The following is a 20,523-nucleotide window of genomic DNA, read 5'->3' as shown; positions in this document are numbered from 1 at the left end:
CGCAAAAGTTGGTGATGGGTTTCACGCGGCGTGATTTTGGTTTGCATCACTCTCGATGCCATTTTTGAAGATGACACCCTGTATTATCTTAGGCAATTGATTTTTGCCTCTCAATTTCTGCCAGCGCTTCTCCGCTGCCTTGATCAGCATGAAGACCATTGGCATTGCAGTATCCCGGGAGAGGCAGTTCTTGGTCTGCCTTGTTCTGTGGCGCACAGTCGCAAAGGTTGATTCAATTGGATTGGTGGTTCTGATATGCCCCCAATGCTCAGCAGGAAAGTCATAAAAAGCCAACAGTTCGATCCTATCCTTGGCAAGGCATTGCGTGGCTTTGGGGTATTTGGCCTCAAATTTGTCTATGAAAAGATCAAAAGCCGCCTCAGCATCTGCACGGTTTTCTGCCATCCAGATATCCTGTAGATCTTTTTTCGCTTTGACCTGCAAGGATTTAGGCATTTTGCTTAGGACGTTCATTGTCTTGTGGACCCAGCAGCGTTGAGCTTTTGTTGTGCTAAAGATTTCCCGCAATGCCGCCCAGAACCCCAGAGCACCATCTCCCACTGCTAATTTCGGTTCGATCTGCAGGCCACGAGCTTTGAGAGCAAGCAATAGCTCCCGCCAGCTCTGAGTATCTTCCCGGTAGCCATCATCAAAGCCAATCAGCTCTTTCTTGCCTTCCGGTGTTGCCCCGATCAACACCAGAATACAGCGACTTTCCCGCTCTCCCCGAGCTTTCAGATAGATGCCGTCTGCCCACATATAAACGTAGTTGCGCGCTGACAGGTCTCTGGTTTTCCACTCCTCCCATAAAGATCGCCAGCTTTTGACAAGACCGCGAATGACATCCGGTGAAAGGTTGGGAGCATCAACACCCAACAAAGCACTCAAAGCTTGCTGAACATCATTGGTAGAAACCCCACGCAAATGGAGCGTTGGGATCAATTCATCAAGGCTGGTTGAACGGGGCGTTGGCACGACGAGGGACTGTTGCTGGCCTTATTCATCATTCCGATCGCGGCAGTCAAGGCGGATTCAATCGGTCGTCGCAATGTTCATAAAATGGAGATTGTGATGACGATACGCAAACGAGCTTCGGATCGAAGTGGTCGAGTAAAGGTGAGTTCGCCTGGTCGCCCAAAGGCAGCGCATCGGGCGCTGCAGGTTTTGTTCTGGCGATTGATTGAGAAGGGTATTTCCAGCGAAGAGGCCGCAGTTCAAGTTGGTGCGTCTGCCCCCGTTGGCAGTCGTTGGTTTCGAGAGGCCGGAGGCATGCCGCCATCACATTATTCTAGTTCTGCGCCGCCACTATCGGGGCGATACCTCCGTTTTGAGGAACGTGAAGAGATTGCAATTTTCCTTGCCCAAGGTCTCAGCATCAGTGCGATAGCTCGTAAAATTGGGAGAGCTGCTTCTACAGTTTCCAGAGAGTTGCGGAGGAACGCAGCAACCCGCAGCGGCAGTTTTGAGTATCGCGCGACCACAGCGCAATGGCACGCAAATCGTGCCGCACGTCGGCCCAGGGCAACAAAGCTGGCCCTGAACGACACATTGCGACAATATGTTGAAGATCGGTTGTCAGGCCAGATCGCGAGCCCTGATGGGGATATTGTTGCAGGTCCAGAGGTGCGCTGGACAAAGCGGCGTTCGGTGCGTCGCCAACACCGCAAATGGGCCTCGGCCTGGAGCCCAGAGCAAATTGCGCGCCGCCTGCCGCTGGATTATCCGGATGATCCTTTGATGCGTATCAGTCACGAAGCCATATATCAGTCTTTGTTCATTCAGGGCCGCGGTGCGCTGCGCCGTGAGCTTGTCGCATGTCTGCGTTCTGGCCGTGCCCTTCGCGTTCCCAGAGCGCGGCGAAAGGGTAAAGGGAGGGCATTTGTGTCTGACGAGATCATGATCAGTGAACGGCCTGCTGAGGTAGCAGATCGAGCAGTTCCAGGTCATTGGGAGGGCGATTTGATCTTGGGCTTGAAGAGCTCTGCCATTGGTACTCTCGTGGAACGAAAAACTCGCTTTACTCTTCTGCTTCACCTGCCACCGATGCCGGGCCATGGAACGAGCCCGCGACAGAAGAACGGCCCAGCCCTTGCTGGGCATGGCGCTGATGCTGTTCGGGACGCAATTGCAAAATCCATCCAGGATTTGCCCGAACATCTGCGCAGATCACTCACATGGGATCAGGGCGCTGAAATGGCGCAGCATGAAAGGTTAACATCTGAGACCGGGATCGACGTTTACTTCTGTGACCCCCAAAGCCCCTGGCAACGCGGCAGTAACGAGAACACCAATGGCCTGCTGCGCCAATACTTCCCGAAAGGCACAGATCTAAGCGCTCATGGTGTGGAAGAGCTGGAAGCAGTCGCCCATGCCCTCAACGGCCGCCCAAGAAAAACGCTTGGGTGGAAAACACCCGCAGAAGCATTGGAAGAAGTCTTAGGTTGAAATATAAACCAGACATTGCGACGACCGATTGAATCCGCCCAATATGCAAGTGAGGAGTATCGCAAACTTCTACGACAAGCTGGCATCACCCAGTCAATGAGCCGAAAAGGTCAATGTCTCGACAATGCTCCCATGGAGAGTTTCTTTGCCTCCTTGAAAAAAGAACTGGTTCACCGCACCAGGTTCCTGACAAGGGAGCAGGCTAAGGCGGCCATCTTCGACTACATTGAGGTATTCTATAACCGTCAGCATAGACATTCGGCTATCGGCTACAAAACGCCTTATCAGGCATTTGAACAAAGGGCTTGGAATATGACAGCATAACGGGTTTAATCAAACTGTCCGGAAATCGGGGTGAACTCCAATACTCGATTGTCCGGGATCAGGGACGAACTCCAGCCAATGGTCTTCATGCTGATCAAGGCAGCTGAAAAGCGCTGGCAGAAATTGAGAGGCAAAAATCAGTTGCCCAAAATAATACAGGGTGTCATCTTCACAAATGGCATTGAGAGTGATGCAAATCAAATTCACGCCGCGTGAAGCCCATCACTAACTTTTGCGGTTAGCTCTGTATCGGATATGCTGGACCAAGTTGGGGGTCCGGTTGCCACGTTCCTTGGTGATGGTGCTTATGATGGCTTCCCAACACGACAGGAAATAGCGGACCGTTATGAAGGCGTTGAAATCGTCATACCACCGCCCAAAACAGCAGTCCCCAGCCTTGAGGCTGCGACCACTCCCACTGCACGTGACCGGGATATTCTGCTCATAGAGGAATATGGCAGAATGGGTTGGCAGAAGCAGAAAGGATACGGGCGGCGCTCACGAGGGGAGACCTTAATGGGGCGTTACAAACAAGACATCGGGACCACACTCAAGTCCCGTAAGTTGGAAAATCAGAAGACGGAGGCTAAGATTAACGTCGCCGTCCTCAACACAATGGCCGCCCTCGGACGTGCGACGTTCGAACGCGTAAACGCGACCTGAGTTAAGCGGTTAAGGGTGAGCTGTAAACTGAATTTACATTCCGCAACAACGCCAGGTAGGAGCCGTGTTGTACAACGGCAATTTAGTGCACAACTTGCCCCGACGCTGCTTCTGCAACAATCCATTGCCGGAACTGCTCAACTTCAGATCTGCATTTGGCTTTGGGTAGTGTTACGATATGGTAGTGTAGATCTGAGGTAACAGACTCAATGAAACAGCGTTTTAGTTGTCCGGTGGAAAGCTCATTCGCCACCAGAGACGAGCGAACAAGCGCAAAACCTTCGCTGCGCTTGCAGGCAGCTATCATATCGGGAAACGTATCAAATACCGGGCCATATTCAATTTTAGGCTGGGCCACTTTCGCAACCAATTGGTCACCATATATCTGTTGAAACCAGCGCTCCCAATCGAGAACAGTGTGCCGGGCTCCAACATATTGGAGCAAAGGTGCGACGGACCTTGCATTCCGTTTAGGTAAGCTTTGGGCCAGTTCTGGTGAACAGACAGCAAAATCTTCTTCTACCCCAAGTCTAGTCGCGGATAAATCTTTATTACCTGCTCCAAGCCATACTGCGGCATCTACTTCACCCGATACGAGGTCAGCTCGTCGATACTCAAGGATCATGTTCAAACTAATCGACGGAAACAAATTAAAGAATTTCTCAAGTCGAGGTGCCAACCATTGTGTGCAAAATTCGGGTGAGGATGAAACCACGATAGGCTGTGTTTTATCGGAGTTCTGTGCCTCTTTGAATGCATCCCAAACGCCGCTCAATCCGACTTCTACCTTAGGAAGAAGTTTTTTTCCTAGATCGGTAAGCTGTACATTTGGCCGATTGCGAACAAAGACGGGGGCACCAATGTGGGTTTCTAACTGCGCTATTTGATGACTAACGGCTGTTTGTGTAAGCCCCAAAGCTTCAGCTGCATGGGTGAAGTTTCCAAGCTGGGCGACTGCTAGAAAAGCGCGAAGGCACTGGAGAGATGGTATCGCACTAGCTGGGATTATCATGAAATTCCTTCATATAGTGTTTTGATATGTTTCATTTCCTTGATCCATCTATATATGCGCTTATGAGCTCATGTCTATTCTTCAATCAATCTACTTCATCATGAAAAAATTTACTGCTGGTCTGTTGCAAAAACCCGTCAGACCATTACCTCCTGGACGCAACGCACTTCGTCAGGACATTGGGCTTCCAGAAAAGCACAATGAAACTACGCATTGGTGGGAGCTCTAAAACAGTACGCTGGTGCTGAAAGGCGTTGTTGCAGTATCCCCTGACGTGGAGTATCTTTTCTGAAATTTCCCTTTCAGAAGATCTACTTAATGCCATTTAAACAGACTGCTGATCGGCTGAACTTCGTCCCTGTTCCCGGACATTGGGGTACTTTACCCCTGTCCGTGAAAGGGGCACCAAATGGGACAACAGCGACGGAAGTACACAGACGATTATAAGGCAGCGGCAATTGAGAGATTGTACGAGCCTGGGGCGACGCAAGGCAGCGTTGCCAAGGAGCTCGGGATTACGGGTACACAGCTGAAGACGTGGCGGCTAGAGATAGAGGCGTTTGGCTCAGTTGAAGCCAAACGGCGTCTGCAAGCCGATGCGGCTGAATTGGTTCGCCTTCGCAAAGACAACAAGCGGCTTGCTGAGGAAGTGGAGATTTTGCACAAAGCATCCGCTTTTTTCGCAACGCGGGCGGTGAAACCATGACGAACAAGCGTGCTTTCGTGACTGCCCATAAAGCGCAATATGCGGTTTCCACATTATGTTTGCTTCTGGAGATATCCCGGGGTTGGTTCTACGGCTTTCCAGCCAGTCAGCCTGCACGCGATCAACGTCAAGCCAATCGTGAGGTCCGAGATCAGGAGTTGCTTCCCAAGATTAAAACCTTCTTCAGGGTCAGTAAAAAATACTATGGATCAAAGCGTATTCATCGGGATCTTCTAGCTGCGGATGAGGTCGTTTCTGAACGACGCGTGGCCAGAATAATGAAGGAAAATAAGGTTTCTCCGCTTATTCGCAAGCGTAGAAAGCCAATCACGACGGACAGCAATCATAAGCTGAAGCCTTCCCCAAACCTGCTGGAACAGAAGTTCCATAGCCAGACACCTAATACGGTTTGGCTGGCCGACATCACGTATATCGACACGGACGAGGGCTGGCTTTATCTGGCTGGTGTGAAGGACATGGCCACGCGTGAGATCGTCGGTTGGGCGATGGAGGATCACATGCGCGCCGAGCTTTGCTGTGCCGCCCTCGAGATGGCTCTGGGACGCAGAGGCCCGGTTCCTGGGTTGATCCACCACTCCGATAGGGGAAGCCAAGGCGGATTCAATCGGTCGTCGCAATGTCTGGTTTATAATTCAACCTAAGACTTCTTCCAATGCTTCTGCGGGTGTTTTCCACCCAAGCGTTTTTCTTGGGCGGCCGTTGAGGGCATGGGCGACTGCTTCCAGCTCTTCCACACCATGAGCGCTTAGATCTGTGCCTTTCGGGAAGTATTGGCGCAGCAGGCCATTGGTGTTCTCGTTACTGCCGCGTTGCCAGGGGCTTTGGGGGTCACAGAAGTAAACGTCGATCCCGGTCTCAGATGTTAACCTTTCATGCTGCGCCATTTCAGCGCCCTGATCCCATGTGAGTGATCTGCGCAGATGTTCGGGCAAATCCTGGATGGATTTTGCAATTGCGTCCCGAACAGCATCAGCGCCATGCCCAGCAAGGGCTGGGCCGTTCTTCTGTCGCGGGCTCGTTCCATGGCCCGGCATCGGTGGCAGGTGAAGCAGAAGAGTAAAGCGAGTTTTTCGTTCCACGAGAGTACCAATGGCAGAGCTCTTCAAGCCCAAGATCAAATCGCCCTCCCAATGACCTGGAACTGCTCGATCTGCTACCTCAGCAGGCCGTTCACTGATCATGATCTCGTCAGACACAAATGCCCTCCCTTTACCCTTTCGCCGCGCTCTGGGAACGCGAAGGGCACGGCCAGAACGCAGACATGCGACAAGCTCACGGCGCAGCGCACCGCGGCCCTGAATGAACAAAGACTGATATATGGCTTCGTGAGAGCTAGCGGTAAAAGTTGGTGACGGATTGAAGTGCGGCGTATCATAGCAAGTGTTCGACGCTTGCTTTTGACTCCAGAGGAGCTGATACGCCTATGACAGAAGATACAGTTATCCCGCTTGTGCAGCCAGGTGAATTTCAAGATGCGCTTACGGAAGTTTTGCGCTCAGGTGCACAGCAACTTTTGCAAGCAGCGATTGAGAGTGAAGTGGTGAGTGTTCTTTCGCTTTACTCAGACTTGAAATTACCAGATGGCCGCCAGCGAGTGGTCCGGCATGGTCATTTGCCAGAACGCGAGATCCAGACTGGCATTGGGCCTGTGACGGTCAGAAAACCACGCATTCGGGATCGAGATGAGACGAGCGAAGAGAAAATTCGGCACCATTCCAATCTGTTACCTAATTATCTGCGCCGCTCAACCAGTCTTGATGAGTTGATCCCGGCTCTCTACTTGCGTGGAGTTTCCACCAATGATGTTCAGCAAGCTTTAAGTGCTTTGTTGGGTGTTGATGCTCCCAACCTTTCGCCGGATGTCATCCGCGGCCTTGTCAAAAGCTGGCGATCTTTATGGGAAGAGTGGAAAACCAGAGACCTGTCAGCGCGCAACTACGTTTATATGTGGGCAGACGGCATCTATCTGAAAGCTCGGGGAGAGCGGGAAAGTCGCTGTATTCTGGTGTTGATCGGGGCAACACCGGAAGGCAAGAAAGAGCTGATTGGCTTTGATGATGGCTACCGGGAAGACACTCAGAGCTGGCGGGAACTATTGCTTGCTCTCAAAGCTCGTGGCCTGCAGATCGAACCGAAATTAGCAGTGGGAGATGGTGCTCTGGGGTTCTGGGCGGCATTGCGGGAAGTCTTTGGCACAACAAAAGCTCAACGCTGCTGGGTCCACAAGACAATGAACGTCCTAAGCAAAATGCCTAAGTCCTTGCAAGCCAAAGCGAAAAAAGATCTACAGGATATCTGGATGGCGGAAAATCGTGCAGATGCAGAGACGGCTTTTGGTCTTTTCATAGAGAAATTTGAGGTTAAATACCCCAAGGCCACGCAGTGCCTGCTGAAAGACAGGGTTGAGTTGCTGGCTTTTTATGACTTTCCTGCTGAGCATTGGGGGCATATCAGAACCACCAATCCAATTGAATCAACCTTTGCAACTGTGCGCCACAGAACAAGGCAGACCAAGAATTGCCTCTCCCGGGATACTGCAATGCCAATGGTCTTCATGCTGATCAAGGCAGCGGAGAAGCGCTGGCAGAAATTGAGAGGCAAAAATCAATTGCCTAAGATAATACAGGGTGTCATCTTCACAAATGGCATCGAGAGTGATGCAAACCATAATCACGCCGCGTGAAACCCATCACCAACTTTTGCGGTTAGCTCTTTCGCAATTGCACCAGAACGAATGTCTGCTTTCCACCTTTCAACAACAAGGCGACTGAGATCGAGCTGAAGTTGCAACCTCGCTCTGACTAGACTTGCCCTGAGACAGCTCGAATGTCAGCAAATGGTCAGTTGAGTAATTCCATATCGCCCATAAGAGCTACTGTAGAAGCCTCCGGGTGAGCGTGTGTCAACCCCTGATGGAACCACCTGAGTGGCAGCTGTTGGCCCGAACTTCTAAACCTTCCTGCCACATAGCAGTGTGACCATACCTGTCGTTTGCCTCAGTACAGGGGTCTCACCGGTTTTACGTTCTTGCTATTTCTGATTGTGTGCGTTTCCAAGAGGCCTTAGGTGTGGACGACAATCCACTTAAGCGCGGTCCATGGACCCTGTGCGGACTTTGCCGCCATTTGGGCTCTGGTTGTGCATGTCGGAACAATTACTGTACGCGTTGCGTTAAACAATCAAACTAGGAAACATCAGATGGCTGGTTATGTACTTCACCATTACAATATTATTGATAGATCTCGTATCGGCGAACTAGGCCCGATGTCGCTTCCTATTGTAGAAAAGTACAAAGGCGAGCTCATCGTAGCTAGTCCGATTAAAGCGCTAAGTGGGTCAACCTCTTACGAAAATATGGTGATATACAGATTTGGCAGCTTTGAAGCGGCATTGAAATTCTATCACTCCTCAGAAATGGCTGAGTTAGCAGAATTCAGGGACCAAGTGGTCGAAGGTTTTTCGGCAGTTATACCTGGTCATTTTGAGACTGAAAGCGTGGTGAAATCCAATTACTTCACGACTAACTCTACAGAATTTAAGGCCCCTTAAAGCAGCCGTTTGCAAGCAATGCAGCATCGGTAACTTTGGGCTCTTAGGCTCGCGTCCCAATTAATTCTCGCGCAATTATTGGAGCGAGAAGAGTTCGCCACGCAGAGACCACTGCAGCGTCTCTCTGAGTTTGTCTCAACCCTTGATGGAAATACCCAACGGCAGCTCATTGCCCAACGAGATCTCGAAGTAGCCATGCCCATCTCCAACTTTCTACGCTGTGGCGACCGACAGCAAAGCCCGCAATTCTGAAAGCAAGTAATGAAGCCTTCAATTTATCCAATATCTGCCGATTACCCAGGGCAGTTGTTCCTAATGCCCAAGCCCTCTGGGGAATGGTTAGATGAGGACATGCAATATTACCGATCGATAGGCGTGGATTTGGTTATGTCAATGTTAGAACATACCGAAGCAATCGAACTCTCGTTGCAGAACGAGAGTAGAATCTGTTCTGAGAACAGAATGGATTTTTTGAATTTTCCAATTCCGGACAGAGGGTTGCCTGAAAGACAAGGGTTCAAGGAGATCGTCACACACGTTAGTAAGCGTTTAAAGCAGCACGAAGGTGTTGCCATTCACTGCCGCGCCGGAATTGGCCGTTCGGGACTGTTAGCTTGTTGCGTTATGGCCGGTTTTGTCGGATCGGCACAGGCCGCAATTGAAATTGTTAGCGGTGCGCGTGGAGTTCAGGTGCCGGATACATCAGAACAACGTGCCTTTATTGAGAGCGTTGTGTCGGAGCTCTTTGTCTAAGTAATGTCATTTTCGTTCCTCGCCAGCATTTGCAATGCCCTTCACGAGTGGCCGTTTGCTCGTGGAACAGCAACTCATGTATCTAGGTTTTCGCGATTGCGGTGAATGACTTCCTAGTGAGGTAGTCAGAATACCTTCCAAGTAGATAGCATCAACCCTTGATAGAAACCGGTGAATGACAGCTCTTGGCCCTCAATGCTTGCAACGGCCTCCCACCAGCCTGTGTTCCCGCAATGCAGCGAAGGCAGCTAAGTCCTCGTAAGTATGAGGCTTTATTACTCTCCTACAATACCCCGTATCAGCCTTAAGCAGGGAAGGAGGGCTGGGCGTTTTTCAGGCGTCAAAGTACCCGCTCGTGTTCAAGTTATATCTTCCTGTTACGCTTTTTATCAAATGCATAACGCACCTGCGCTGCAAAAAGCAGCTCTGCCCGATCCTTACCATGCAGCCCGACCAGATCATTCCAGTCCTTTAATCCCTGGGATTTTTCTGTTTCTCTAAAGGGAGGGATGATCACATGGCCGCCAACGTCCTGTGCAGCTTGCATCACCGGTAAGCGTGGGTTCACCTTCTGATGAGCCATAGCGTCCAAGGCAAACAACAGGGTCACATCCGGGTATTTCTCACGAAAAGATTTGGCAAATTTGATTATATTCAAAACAGAAAACGCGACAATGACCGGTGCCTTCACCATCTCATGCACTACAGCTGCGCTGGCGTAGCTCCTAGTGATCACAAGTGTCTCTTGACTAGTGAGTTTGCGCTCCTCACTCAGACGACCTTGCGGATCAATCACATGGAACAAACCTGCTCTGCGGCCATGTTTTATATTGGTTGTTACATGTCCGATAAACAGCAGGGATTGGAACTTAAAGTCCATGTCACGCAATGGCACAACCATGCGCCCGTCCTTGTCCTTCTTGACACCAAATCCTTGAACGTTGTTTTGTTTCAGGTACTCGCAGTTCTCTTCAGTGGCCCATGTTGTGAGGCTGGCCCACAGAGCGACTGATTTCTCAGATACTTTCACCCGTTCTTGACTGCTCTTACTGCCGTCATTTTGGTCCTCGCAGCGAGAGGATTTTTTCACGCATGCGGAGTTTTTTGGCTCAAGCGCGTCTTCTTTGGGATCAGAAGCCGTTAGCTGATGTTCTTTTTCCATTTTAAGGCGGAGCTTTTGAAGGGTCTGGCGGCTTTTGAACGGCGTGATCACTTAGTAACTCTCAGGGTGAATTTGGTTGGTCGCAATATTTGTATGGAAATAGTCGTTGTTGATGCAGGTTGCAACAATGGGATCACGCACCCCCAATTCTTTTAGCGCGTGTTCGGGTAGCTTTTATGCCGGCGGTTATATTTTGCGCAGGCCCGGCAGACAGGGTTGGCGTTCACAAGGAGGCATCAGACCTGCAGAGCTGGTAGCCTGGTGTCCTTACCCAATGCTCTCCCATAAGAGAGGCTGTTAGGGCTTGGTGTGTCACGAAGTCTCTTTGGAGACGAACTGTGTATGAGATGAGGGTAGGCCCCTCGGAACGGCGCTGTTGCACAATTCGAAATTAGCTTGCAGCTTGCCCAATCCCATGCATCTGATCATGCAGAAACCTTCTTGAACGCAGCGCGTTCGAGGGCGGTCATTGTGTTGAGGACGGCGACGCCAAGTTTTGCCTCTGTCCTCTGATTGTTCAGCTTTCGTGACCTGAGCGTGGTCCCGATCACCTGCTTAAAGCGGCCCATCAAGGTTTCGCCTCGAGACCTTCGACCATATCCGGTTTGCTTTTGCCAAGACATCCTGCCGTTCTTTTGAATGGCAAGAATATCCCGGTCGCGAGCAGTGGGGGCGGTGGCAGCCTGTGGGCCGGGGATAGCTGTTTTGGGAGGTGGAATGATGATCTCAACACCGTCATAGCGCTTTGCTATTTCCTGTCGTGTCGTGAAGCCATCATAAGCGCCATCCCCTAAAAACGTTGCCACCTGACCCTCAACCTGATCCAACAGATCCGGCACAACGGTTGGATCGGCAACCGTATCCTCAGTCAGTTCAGAACATACGATTTCGCCGGTATTTAGATCAAGGCCAAGGTGAATTTTGCGCCAGGTTCTGCGCTTTATCCTGGTTCCATGCTTGGTTTCCTGCCATTCTCCGGCACCAAAGATCTTAACGCCTGTACTATCGATTACCAGCGCTACTGGCTCAGAGTTCGTTCGCGGTTTGGGATTTGAAAGTTTCAAGCCATCTGCGCGGCGCGACAGGGTTGAAAAGTCAGGAACCGGTAAAACCAACTCCATCAAATGGAACACAGACCTCACAAACCCTTGAGTCTGCCTCAAAGCAAGACCGAATACGACCCGGATCTGCAAACAGGTTTCAATGGCAAGCTCTGAAAACTTGGCGGGCCGTCCACGTCGTTGGTTCTCGGGTGCAAACCAAGCCTTGGCAGCGCTCTCTTCAATCCAAACCGTGACATCGCCGCGACGACGCAAGCTTTCATTATACTTCGACCAGTTCGTCACTTTGTATTTGGCTTTGGCAAACTTATGTCGGCGATCAGCATTGGCTTTAAACGGCATGAAGTGAATCTTCATTGAAGGAAATATCAGCCGGAATATACGCCTGAAGAGTATTTATGCAACAGCGCCGATTTGAACCGCCCCATGATCTTCTCTCGCTTTCTTGTTGGGCGATGAGAGTTTTCTATCCTGTTGTTCAAGCCTTTGTGGGCGCGGTGATCTGCATCTGGAGCAAGGGTCTGTACAGGTTTGATATAGCTGCGCAGTTTATCCGTTACCACGACCCGTGGCTCACCAAATTGTTTGACAAGTTTTTTGAAAAACCGTTTGGCAGCCTTGGCGTTCCGGTGCTTTTGAACCAAGATATCGAGCACGTCACCATCTGCGTCAATCGCCCGCCAGAGCCAGTATTTCACCCCACGGATGGTAATAACCACCTCATCCAGATGCCATTTATTATTTGGCTTTGGCCGATCTTTGCGGATGCAATCGGCGAAATGGCGACCAAAGCGGTTAATCCAAAGCCGAACAGTTTCCCGGCTGACAATAACACCGCGCTCTGCCAGGAGGTCCTCAACATCAGCGGTGCTCATTGCAAAACGATGGTATGCCCAAACGGCATACGCAATGACCTCACGAGGAAAACGGTACCCCTTCAGGCGGGCAAAGGAGCTCGGTATTTTCATTGGGATTTACTAACTCAAAATCTGGCCTTAAACAACTTGGCAATGCCGTTTGAAGGCATCAAAAACGACTTGCATTTACCGGGGCATCCACACATGTTGCCTGCTTGATGTAGGTGTCGTAACGGTTTTGTTGTTTTCCGAACTGATGTTGATCTCTTTGTTTGAAGCTGCGGACGGCCACTTCACATCATCAAAATAGCAAATTTAATGCAAGCGGTTGCAATATTGGTAATTGTTAGGTTAGTTTAATCCCGTAGTGATCGACAGGGAAGATTTGGTGGGATTAGCATTTATTTGGGTTCCGGTGCTGATATGGCTCCCAAATCCGCTTCATTAAATCTTGCAATCGGTTGCTAACGCAAATGGGAGGAAACTATGAAACAAACTGGTTTACTGGCAGCAGTCGCTGCGTTCACGATGATGGCAACAGCCGTAAGCGCCGACACTATCGGTTTTTCAAGTCCAAATTTTGATGATAATTTCCAGACAGCTCTTCGCGAAGCTGCCAAAAGTCGCGCGGAAGAACTCGGACATTCAATTCAGATCGAAGATGCCCGAGAAGATGTGGGCATGCAGTTGAGCCAAATTCAGAACTTTATTGCCTCTGACGTTGCAGCAATCATCGTAGCGCCGGTAAGTGCGGCAGCGACCCCTCAAATTACCAAAATGGCAGAAGCAGCGGACATTCCGTTGATCTATGTGAACCGTCGCCCTGCTGATCTGGATGCACTAGGTGAAAAGGCTGCCTTTGTGGGGTCTGATGAAACCTGGTCCGGCACATTGGAAGCTTTTGAAGTATGTAAGCAGGCAGCGGGCACTGGTAAAGCGGTCATGCTGATGGGGATTCTTTCAAACGAAGCTGCTGTTACCCGCTCTGAAGACGTGCGCGAAGTCCTGAAGCTCTCCATGTGTAACGGCATCGAGCTTGTTGCAGAACAGGAAGCCAAATGGCAGCGCACAGAAGCAAACAACGTCGTGTCGAACTGGCTCAGCTCTGGTCTTGATTTCGATATTGTATTTGCCAACAACGACGAAATGGCTCTTGGCGCATTGCAAGCTCTCAAAGCTGCTGGCGTGAATATGGAGGATGTGCTGGTTGCTGGTGTTGATGCAACAGATGACGCTCTTGCTTCTTTGGGCAAGAATGAGCTGGATGTTACCGTCTTCCAGAACGCGAAGGGGCAGGCAACTGGCTCTGTTGATGCTGCTGTGAAAGCCATGAACGGCGAAGCTCTGCCAAACTGGATCAACATCCCGTTCGAACTGGTCACTCAGGACAATCTAAAATCCTACATGAGCCAATAACAGGCTTTCAGTAAGAGCGCTCCGTGCGTCTGTACGGAGCGCTGCTCGCTTTGCAACTCATAGTCTATTGGCCGTGATTTTCGGTTTGGCCGATTTTATCTCAGCCCTGGTGAGGAAAAGAACAATGAATGATGCGAGAAAGATCGTCCTGCGAACGCAAGGTCTTTGCAAAAACTATGGTGGGGTGCAAGCTCTGAAAGGTGCAGACTTTGAGCTCCGTGAAGGCGAACACATCGCAATCGTTGGTGATAACGGGGCAGGGAAGTCCACCTTTGTTCGCCAAATCACTGGCGTTGAGCAACCCTCTTCTGGCCAGATGTTCTTCGATGGCAAAGAGGTTAGCTTCAAAAGCCCTCTCGATGCTCGGGAAGCAGGCATTGAAGCCGTATTTCAGAATTTGGCACTCGCCAACGATCTGGATGTTCCAGCCAACATCTTCCTTGGACGTGAAGAAGTCTATTTCAATCTTGGTCCCTTCAGTTTTCTGAATGAGAAGAAAATGCTGGCGAAAGCCAAAGAGGGGCTTGAGAAGACTGCTGTAAAAATTCCCAATTTGCGCAACGCAATCGGTAACATGTCCGGCGGTCAGCGCCAGTGCGTTGCAATCTCCCGTTCTGCAGCCTTTGCCTCCAAACTCATTATCATGGATGAGCCAACTGCAGCGCTTGGGGTTCAGGAAACAACGCAGGTAGAGAACATCATTCGTCGCCTAAAAAAACAAAGCATTCCGCTGATTCTGGTCAGCCACAACTTACGTCAGGTGTTCAATCTTGTAGATCGGATTTTTGTGTTCCGACGCGGTGAAATTGTTGGTGTCGTGGACGCAGACAAGACGGATGGCAACGAAATTGTCTCCCTTATTACAGGTGTGAAAACTGGCGTGCATGAAAACGCTAGCTACATTTAAATGGGAGCACGTAGATGAACACTACTGCAATCCGAAAGCTTCCTCAGGAGGCGAGCATTCTGATGGTTTTGGTTGGAATTGCTGCGCTTTTTGAGATCCTTGGCTGGATTTTTATAGGGCAAAGCTTTCTGGCTAACTCCAAGCGGCTCGTCATCATTGTTCTTCAGGTATCTATCATCGGCATCATTGCTGTTGGTGTAACGCAAGTTATTATTACTTCTGGTATCGACTTGTCGGGCGGGTCTGTGGCGGCACTCTCTGCGATGGTGGCAGCGAGTTTTGCGCAGGCGTCTGGTGGTTTCTCAATTTTCTATCCCGGCATTGTGGATCTACCCGTCATTGTTCCTCTGCTGGTTGGTATCGGGGTTGGGCTGCTGGCAGGAAGTATCAACGGAGCCATCACCGCTTATACCGGTGTTCCCCCGTTTATTCCTACATTGGGAATGCTTGTTGCAGCTCGTGGACTTGCTGTGTTGTACGCAGAAGGCCAGCCAATCTTTGGTTTGACCGAGCAATATACCGCGATTGGTCAAGGAATTAATCCAGTCCTGATTTTCCTCGGTGCTGCTCTGTTCTTCCATTTTCTTTTGAAGCACACGGTTTACGGACGCCGGACGTATGCGATTGGGTCCAACGAAGAGGCTGCCCGAATAGTCGGCATTAAAGTAAATCGCCATAAGGTTCTTGTATACGCGATTGCGGGTGGTCTTGCAGGTCTTGCAGGCGTCGTTATGAGTGCGCGGGCGACAATGGGTCAACCTGGCATGGGCTTCATGTATGAGCTGGACGCAATCTCCGCAGCTGTCATCGGCGGAACGTCATTGTTCGGCGGCAAAGGGAAGATTTCGGGGACCGTTATCGGTGTTTTCATTCTCGGCGTCATCACATCAGGTTTCACCTTCCTGCGGATCGATTTTTATTATCAGGAAATCGCCAAGGGCATGATCATCGTTGCTGCCGTTATCGCTGACCAGCGTCGGCAGGCTCGTAAGGCATAGTTCGGAGGCCATCTTGATTAATTCATCATCAACATTAGGCTCAGCCGAAACGCAAAAATCTCTCCTTCAGCGACTTCCAAAGGATACGGGCATTCTTCTGGTGCTCGTCGGAATTGCCGCAATTTTTGAAGTTTTGGGCTGGTTTGTCGTTGAGCAGACTTTCATCTTCAACGGTCAACGTCTGTTCATCATGATCCTGCAGATGGCAATCATTGGCATTCTTGCTATTGGCGTTGGTCAGATTATCATCATGGCAGGCATCGATCTTTCCGGTGGTTCCATTCTTGGTTTCGCCGGTATTGTAGCGGCCTCTCTGGCACAAAGCTCTGAGTATGCCCGAGCCGTCTATCCAGGGCTTACAGATCTGCCGATCATCTTTCCGGTACTCGCAGGCATTGCAGTCGGAGCGCTGCTTGGTTTTGTCAACGGGAGCGTAATTGCCATTACCGCAATTCCTCCGTTTATCGCAACCCTTGGGATGCTTGTCGCAGCGCGTGGCTTGGCGCGTTGGTATACAAGTGGCAAACAGGTGAGCTTCCTGACTGAGGATTTCGCCATCTTCGGTTCCGGAGCCTGGCCCGTTATAACATTCTTGATTGTTGCTGGCGTCTTCCATGTGCTTTTGAAATATACGGTTTATGGGCGCCGTACCTACGCAATCGGCTCAAATGAAGATGCAGCCCGTGTTGCAGGCATTGCCGTCAAAAGACACAAAATCCTCGTGTACACCATGGCAGGTGCACTCTACGGCATTGCTTCAATCGTTCAGACCTCGCGCGCAATGACCGCTCAATCTGGCACTGGCCTAATGTTGGAACTGGATGCAATCTCGGCAGTTGTGATTGGTGGAACTTCTCTGTTCGGCGGTCGTGGCCGCATTATGGGCACCATCATTGGTGTGCTTATTCTGGGTACGCTGACCTCGGGCTTCACCTTCTTGGGTATCGGTGTTTATTACATCAATATCGTGAAAGGTGTTCTGATTGTTGCGGCTGTGGTGGCAGATACTTATCGCCAAAAGCGAGTTGCAGCTTGATGATATGTAAAACTTCGAAACTGGGAGATTTCCTCCCAGTTTTGAAGGGATAACCAAGTAATAACGTCAGAATTTAATTGTTTTTTAACTTGGGTCATCATTGGTGAACGGGTTAAATTATAATTTCCAGATGCGCAAAAACGAAAAGGCAGAGGATGGCTGTTACGCTAAAAGATGTTGCCTTGCGTGCCGGGGTCTCTGCTTCAGCGGTGTCGCGCTCCTTTACGGAAGGTGCAAGCGTTTCTGCAAAAACTCGTCGAAAAGTCGAGAAAGCAGTACAAGAGTTGGGCTATCGACCCAATGTCTTAGCTTCCAGCTTAACAACGCGGCGGACAAAGCTCATTGGTCTGGTTTCCAACAATTTCCATAACCCAGTTTTTCTGCAGGTCTTTGATCTGTTTACGCAGTCATTGCAAGCAAAAGGGCTCAGGCCTCTTCTCGTAAATCTTTCAGGTGAGGTTGATCCGGCTAAATCACTCGATATGCTTCTGCAATACAGCGTTGATGGAGTAGTTGTAGCGTCTTCCACTCTGCCTCCTGATTTTGCTGAATCATTCCGGCATGCAAAAATTCCGGTTGTGCATTCCTTTGGGCGATGCAGCGCGACACCGACGGTGCACACCGTAGGCATTGATAACCGTTACGCCGGTGAGTTGGCTGCGGAGCTCTTGCTCTCTAAGGGGTATAAGCATATTGGATTTTTGGGTGGGCCGGAAAATGCGACATCTACGCAGGATCGCCTCTTCGGCTTTCAACGAGTTCTCTCTGAGCATCCAAGTATAAAATTATCCGTCAATTTTGCTGAGGATTACTCTTATGATGCTGGCAGGAAAGCGATGCAGAGCATCCTGCTGAAAGATCGCGCTGACGTTTATTTTTGTGGTGATGATGTGCTTACTATCGGAGCATTGAGTGCCGCGCAGACCGCTGGTCTAAGAGTACCGGAAGAAATAGGCTTTATTGGCTTCAACAACATGGAAATGGCAGGTTGGGCAAATATCAATCTGACAACTATCCATCAGCCTGTTCAGGAAATCATCTCTTCCTCTGTTGAGTTGCTTGTTGACTGCCTGGAAGATCCAGACCGGATTCCTGAAACACGGATGTTTCCATGCCGTGTGGTTGAACGTGGAACACTTTTATAATAGGCCGCCTAGTTGCTGGCAAATACCAGAGGTGCCTACAAAAAAGGGGCCAGTAAGAATACGGCCCCTTCTCAAAAGTGTTACTTCAGTAGGATTGGAACGGCGTCTTGCCATGCACCTGCTGCATGCGCTGACTTTACTGCAGCATAGACACTTGCCATAGACCGCAAACCATCTTCACAGCTTGGGAATAGGAAAGCTGATCCCTCAGAAGATCCATCAGCTTTGTCCGTGTGGATCATCTCTGCAAGGTCGCAATAGATATTGGCAAAGGCCAGGGGCATGCCTTCTGAGTGGCCAATCGTGACGCGTGATGCTTTTTGGGCTGCATTGTATAGGTCACCAGCGCCGCGCTCGATGATCTGGGTGCGCCCGTTCAATGGCGTGTAGTGCAATTGGTTCGGATGTTCCTGTTGCCAGGCCAATCCACCTTTTTCACCAAACACTTGCAAGCTCAGGCCATGCATACGCCCAACGGCAACTGCTGATGTCCAGAGACGCCCAACTGCACCGCCGTCCATTCGGAAGTTGATCATTGCATCATCTTCCAAGTCACGGCTAGCAATGGTCGATGCAAAGTCAGCTGAGACAGTCGATACTTCCTGCCCGGTTACAAAGCAGGCCATATGCAACGCGTGGATACCTGCATCAGCCAGAACCGCAGAAATGCCAGCAGCGTCAGGGTCGTAGCGCCAACGAACGCGTGGGTTATCGGCATCAGCTGCATCGGCGTGGAAACCATGCGCGAACTCTGCTTTTACAAGGCGGACTTCACCCAGTTCACCTGCGGCAATCATTTCTCTCATCTGGCGAACCAAAGAAAATCCTGAATAGCCAAAGTTTACTGCGCACTTTTTGCCAGTCCGGCGACTGATCTTTACGATCTCTTCGCCTTCTTCGACAGTCATGGTCATGGGCTTTTCGCACAGCACATGAAAGCCACCCTCGAGGAAGGCCTTGGTGATCTCGAAGTGTGTTGCGTTTGGTGTTGCAATAGTAACAAGATCAACTTTGTCACTGCGCGTTTTTTCAGCGGCCAGCATTTCCTGCCAATCACCATAAGCCCGGTCTTCTGCAATACCCAGCGACTGAGCAAATATGCGCCCTTTTGCTGCATCCGCATCCAGAGCGCCCGCAGCCAGCTGAAACAATCCGTCAACGGATGCACCTAGACGGTGCGCAGGACCAATCTGGCTTCCTTCGCCGCCTCCAATCAGACCCCAGTTCAATTTAGTCATGATGTTTCCTCAGTGAAAGCCAATGGATTCCAGGTAGTTACGATTGTGTTTAGCATCATCGATCGGAGATGTGTCGCCTTGTGGGTCGCAGTCTTGTTCAACCGTACACCAGCCTTCGAAGCCTGCCTGGCGTAGTTTTTCAAGCACTGCCGGGAAATTCACTTCGCCCTCACCAAGGTTACAGAAAATCCCTTGGGCGCATGCGTCGTAAAAACCAATCCTGTTGGTTATAACCTCTGCCTTTACAGATGCAGATGTATCTTTGAAGTGCATGTAAGAAATGCGATCCATATGGCGGTCCATGAATGCAACCGGATCAAAGCCAGCATATGTAGAATGGCCAGTATCTAAGCAAATTTTTAGTAACTCGGGATCGGTTTCAGCCAGGAGGCGCTCTAACTCACTCTCGAAGTCCATAAAGCCTGCGGCATGCGCGTGGATGCCGACTGTAAGGCCGTATTCTTCGGCCCCCATATGCGCAACTGTCATGATACGCTCTTTGAATGCAGTCCACTCCTGCAGATCCATTTGCTCTGCTTCACTCGCACGTCCGGCAGTTGGTGCCCTCCGTGGGGAAATTGAGTCAATCAACACCAGATGCTCGGCACCATGAGCCTTCAGGGCTTCGCAGGTCCGCTTCGCGCCATCCCAAACATCGTCCCAGGCACTAGGATCATGAAATGGCCGGAATACGACTCCCCCAACCAGTTCCAGATCCCGCTTCACAAGAGCATCCTTCAGCACTGCAGGGTCCTCTGGCATATAACCAATCGGCCCAAGTTCGATACCCTTGTAGCCCGCGGCGGCACATTGATCGAGAACGCTTTCCCAGCTCGGGTTACGTGCATCATCTGCGAACTCTACCCCCCATGAGCAGGGTGCATTACCAATTCTAATTCCCACGTTTCATCCCTTTGTTGTACTTAGAGCGATGTTGCTAATCTACTGGTGCCATCATGTTGCTGTGGTGGACTTATGTTCAGACCGGAGGAGAATTACGAAAAATTGAAAGCGGTTTCAATATGATTTGCCACAGCGTTGACCAGACTGAAACTATATCGAAGATAAGGCCCTCTCATCTGAAAACCTGCAGCCTTCCTTCAAGCCCGAACCTCTGAAGAACATGAAGCCGCGCAAACGACGTGTTCACATATGAACGAGCCAAAAAATCATTCGCACTCGATATAAACGCTATTTTTGCCCCTCTTACTGCGAACAAGTAGGTGTGAC

The 20,523-nt window shown here is 50.4% G+C and carries 18 protein-coding genes and 4 pseudogenes; 14 read left to right on the top strand and 8 right to left on the bottom strand.

Annotated features, from left to right (window positions below; genetic code table 11):
- Positions 1-21 precede the first annotated feature (21 nt).
- Positions 22-963, bottom strand: a pseudogene (locus BLS62_RS27440) (IS256 family transposase); the annotation flags it as partial.
- 96 nt (positions 964-1,059) lie between these two features.
- On the opposite strand from BLS62_RS27440, the gene BLS62_RS27435 reads away from it, so the two are divergent.
- From BLS62_RS27435 to BLS62_RS27425, 4 genes and pseudogenes are all read left to right on the top strand, one after another.
- The gene (locus tag BLS62_RS27435; protein ID WP_208991274.1) at positions 1,060-2,445 is read left to right on the top strand and encodes an IS30 family transposase; all 1,386 of its coding nucleotides are present in this window, start codon (positions 1,060-1,062) and stop codon (positions 2,443-2,445) included.
- A gap of 36 nt (positions 2,446-2,481) precedes the next feature.
- Positions 2,482-2,769, top strand: a pseudogene (locus BLS62_RS27430) (IS3 family transposase); the annotation flags it as partial.
- A gap of 30 nt (positions 2,770-2,799) precedes the next feature.
- Entirely contained in the window at positions 2,800-2,985 is a 186-nt protein-coding gene (locus tag BLS62_RS30865; RefSeq protein WP_143521622.1) for a hypothetical protein, read from the top strand.
- Between the two features lie 39 nt (positions 2,986-3,024).
- Entirely contained in the window at positions 3,025-3,432 is a 408-nt protein-coding gene (locus BLS62_RS27425) for a hypothetical protein (protein WP_093190015.1), read from the top strand.
- 82 nt (positions 3,433-3,514) lie between these two features.
- Here BLS62_RS27425 and BLS62_RS27420 read toward each other — a convergent pair whose 3' ends face one another.
- Positions 3,515-4,444: a LysR family transcriptional regulator gene (locus BLS62_RS27420; protein WP_093190012.1), complete on the bottom strand. Its 930-nt coding sequence runs from the start codon at positions 4,442-4,444 to the stop codon at positions 3,515-3,517.
- Positions 4,445-4,853: 409 nt separating this feature from the next.
- Between BLS62_RS27420 and BLS62_RS27415 the strand changes: the two genes are divergently transcribed.
- A complete protein-coding gene (locus BLS62_RS27415) occupies positions 4,854-5,150 on the top strand; it encodes a transposase (protein WP_093190009.1) in 297 nt (98 codons plus the stop codon).
- Entirely contained in the window at positions 5,147-5,812 is a 666-nt protein-coding gene (locus BLS62_RS27410) for an IS3 family transposase (protein ID WP_143521621.1), read from the top strand. Before BLS62_RS27415 ends, BLS62_RS27410 begins: the two co-directional genes overlap by 4 nt.
- Here the strand turns inward: BLS62_RS27410 and BLS62_RS27400 are convergent.
- Positions 5,804-6,502, bottom strand: a pseudogene (locus tag BLS62_RS27400) (IS30 family transposase); the annotation flags it as partial. The gene BLS62_RS27410 and the pseudogene BLS62_RS27400 overlap by 9 nt on opposite strands.
- Before the next feature lie 92 nt (positions 6,503-6,594).
- Between BLS62_RS27400 and BLS62_RS27395 the strand changes: the two are divergent.
- The 3 genes from BLS62_RS27395 (at position 6,595) to BLS62_RS27385 (ending at position 9,473) form a co-directional block, all read left to right on the top strand.
- Positions 6,595-7,854 carry an IS256 family transposase gene (locus tag BLS62_RS27395; protein ID WP_093190004.1) on the top strand — a complete coding sequence of 420 codons (1,260 nt, stop codon included), beginning with the start codon at positions 6,595-6,597 and terminating at the stop codon, positions 7,852-7,854.
- A 515-nt stretch (positions 7,855-8,369) separates the two neighbouring features.
- The gene (locus BLS62_RS27390) at positions 8,370-8,720 is read left to right on the top strand and encodes a DUF1330 domain-containing protein (protein ID WP_093190115.1); all 351 of its coding nucleotides are present in this window, start codon (positions 8,370-8,372) and stop codon (positions 8,718-8,720) included.
- A gap of 261 nt (positions 8,721-8,981) precedes the next feature.
- On the top strand, positions 8,982-9,473 hold the full coding sequence (locus tag BLS62_RS27385) for a protein-tyrosine phosphatase family protein (protein ID WP_093190002.1): 492 nt from the start codon (positions 8,982-8,984) through the stop codon (positions 9,471-9,473).
- Between the two features lie 364 nt (positions 9,474-9,837).
- On the opposite strand, the gene BLS62_RS27380 is transcribed toward BLS62_RS27385, so the two are convergent.
- The 3 genes and pseudogenes from BLS62_RS27380 to BLS62_RS27370 all read right to left on the bottom strand — a co-directional run.
- Positions 9,838-10,686, bottom strand: coding sequence for a hypothetical protein (locus BLS62_RS27380; RefSeq protein ID WP_093190000.1), 849 nt, complete (start codon positions 10,684-10,686; stop codon positions 9,838-9,840).
- Between the two features lie 374 nt (positions 10,687-11,060).
- The gene (locus BLS62_RS27375) at positions 11,061-12,053 is read right to left on the bottom strand and encodes an IS5 family transposase (protein WP_244283671.1); all 993 of its coding nucleotides are present in this window, start codon (positions 12,051-12,053) and stop codon (positions 11,061-11,063) included.
- A gap of 53 nt (positions 12,054-12,106) precedes the next feature.
- Positions 12,107-12,664: pseudogene (locus BLS62_RS27370) on the bottom strand (IS6 family transposase); the annotation flags it as partial.
- Between the two features lie 375 nt (positions 12,665-13,039).
- Here BLS62_RS27370 and BLS62_RS27365 point away from each other — a divergent pair.
- The 5 genes from BLS62_RS27365 (at position 13,040) to BLS62_RS27345 (ending at position 18,055) form a co-directional block, all read left to right on the top strand.
- Positions 13,040-13,969 (top strand): substrate-binding domain-containing protein, encoded by a 930-nt coding sequence (locus tag BLS62_RS27365; protein WP_093189995.1) that lies wholly within the window; start codon positions 13,040-13,042, stop codon positions 13,967-13,969.
- Between the two features lie 124 nt (positions 13,970-14,093).
- Positions 14,094-14,876, top strand: coding sequence for an ATP-binding cassette domain-containing protein (locus tag BLS62_RS27360; protein WP_093189992.1), 783 nt, complete (start codon positions 14,094-14,096; stop codon positions 14,874-14,876).
- Positions 14,877-14,890: 14 nt separating this feature from the next.
- Positions 14,891-15,874 (top strand): ABC transporter permease, encoded by a 984-nt coding sequence (locus BLS62_RS27355; RefSeq protein WP_093189989.1) that lies wholly within the window; start codon positions 14,891-14,893, stop codon positions 15,872-15,874.
- 16 nt (positions 15,875-15,890) lie between these two features.
- Entirely contained in the window at positions 15,891-16,910 is a 1,020-nt protein-coding gene (locus tag BLS62_RS27350; RefSeq protein WP_093190113.1) for an ABC transporter permease, read from the top strand.
- A 155-nt stretch (positions 16,911-17,065) separates the two neighbouring features.
- Positions 17,066-18,055, top strand: coding sequence for a LacI family DNA-binding transcriptional regulator (locus tag BLS62_RS27345; protein ID WP_093189986.1), 990 nt, complete (start codon positions 17,066-17,068; stop codon positions 18,053-18,055).
- 80 nt (positions 18,056-18,135) lie between these two features.
- Here BLS62_RS27345 and BLS62_RS27340 read toward each other — a convergent pair whose 3' ends face one another.
- Together BLS62_RS27340 and BLS62_RS27335 are read right to left on the bottom strand one after the other, a co-directional pair.
- On the bottom strand, positions 18,136-19,293 hold the full coding sequence (locus BLS62_RS27340) for a Gfo/Idh/MocA family protein (protein WP_093189983.1): 1,158 nt from the start codon (positions 19,291-19,293) through the stop codon (positions 18,136-18,138).
- Between the two features lie 9 nt (positions 19,294-19,302).
- Positions 19,303-20,196, bottom strand: a complete 894-nt coding sequence (locus tag BLS62_RS27335; RefSeq protein WP_093189981.1) for a sugar phosphate isomerase/epimerase family protein — start codon at positions 20,194-20,196, stop codon at positions 19,303-19,305.
- Positions 20,197-20,523: the final 327 nt, after the last annotated feature.

This window comes from Pseudovibrio sp. Tun.PSC04-5.I4 (assembly GCF_900104145.1).
GTDB lineage: Bacteria > Pseudomonadota > Alphaproteobacteria > Rhizobiales > Stappiaceae > Pseudovibrio.
The sequence above is the reverse complement of the archived record's forward strand: the minus strand, read 5'-3'. Positions and strand labels throughout refer to the sequence as shown.

What these genes read in the sequence shown, in the direction of transcription:
- BLS62_RS27435 (WP_208991274.1), top strand. Translation starts at nt 1,060, where the DNA reads ATGGAGATTGTGATGACGATACGCAAACGAGCTTCGGATCGAAGTGGT.
- BLS62_RS27425 (WP_093190015.1), top strand. Translation starts at nt 3,025, where the DNA reads ATGCTGGACCAAGTTGGGGGTCCGGTTGCCACGTTCCTTGGTGATGGT.
- BLS62_RS27420 (WP_093190012.1), bottom strand. Translation starts at nt 4,444, where the DNA reads ATGATAATCCCAGCTAGTGCGATACCATCTCTCCAGTGCCTTCGCGCT.
- BLS62_RS27415 (WP_093190009.1), top strand. Translation starts at nt 4,854, where the DNA reads ATGGGACAACAGCGACGGAAGTACACAGACGATTATAAGGCAGCGGCA.
- BLS62_RS27410 (WP_143521621.1), top strand. Translation starts at nt 5,147, where the DNA reads ATGACGAACAAGCGTGCTTTCGTGACTGCCCATAAAGCGCAATATGCG.
- BLS62_RS27395 (WP_093190004.1), top strand. Translation starts at nt 6,595, where the DNA reads ATGACAGAAGATACAGTTATCCCGCTTGTGCAGCCAGGTGAATTTCAA.
- BLS62_RS27390 (WP_093190115.1), top strand. Translation starts at nt 8,370, where the DNA reads ATGGCTGGTTATGTACTTCACCATTACAATATTATTGATAGATCTCGT.
- BLS62_RS27385 (WP_093190002.1), top strand. Translation starts at nt 8,982, where the DNA reads ATGAAGCCTTCAATTTATCCAATATCTGCCGATTACCCAGGGCAGTTG.
- BLS62_RS27375 (WP_244283671.1), bottom strand. Translation starts at nt 12,053, where the DNA reads ATGAAGATTCACTTCATGCCGTTTAAAGCCAATGCTGATCGCCGACAT.
- BLS62_RS27365 (WP_093189995.1), top strand. Translation starts at nt 13,040, where the DNA reads ATGAAACAAACTGGTTTACTGGCAGCAGTCGCTGCGTTCACGATGATG.
- BLS62_RS27360 (WP_093189992.1), top strand. Translation starts at nt 14,094, where the DNA reads ATGAATGATGCGAGAAAGATCGTCCTGCGAACGCAAGGTCTTTGCAAA.
- BLS62_RS27355 (WP_093189989.1), top strand. Translation starts at nt 14,891, where the DNA reads ATGAACACTACTGCAATCCGAAAGCTTCCTCAGGAGGCGAGCATTCTG.
- BLS62_RS27345 (WP_093189986.1), top strand. Translation starts at nt 17,066, where the DNA reads ATGGCTGTTACGCTAAAAGATGTTGCCTTGCGTGCCGGGGTCTCTGCT.
- BLS62_RS27340 (WP_093189983.1), bottom strand. Translation starts at nt 19,293, where the DNA reads ATGACTAAATTGAACTGGGGTCTGATTGGAGGCGGCGAAGGAAGCCAG.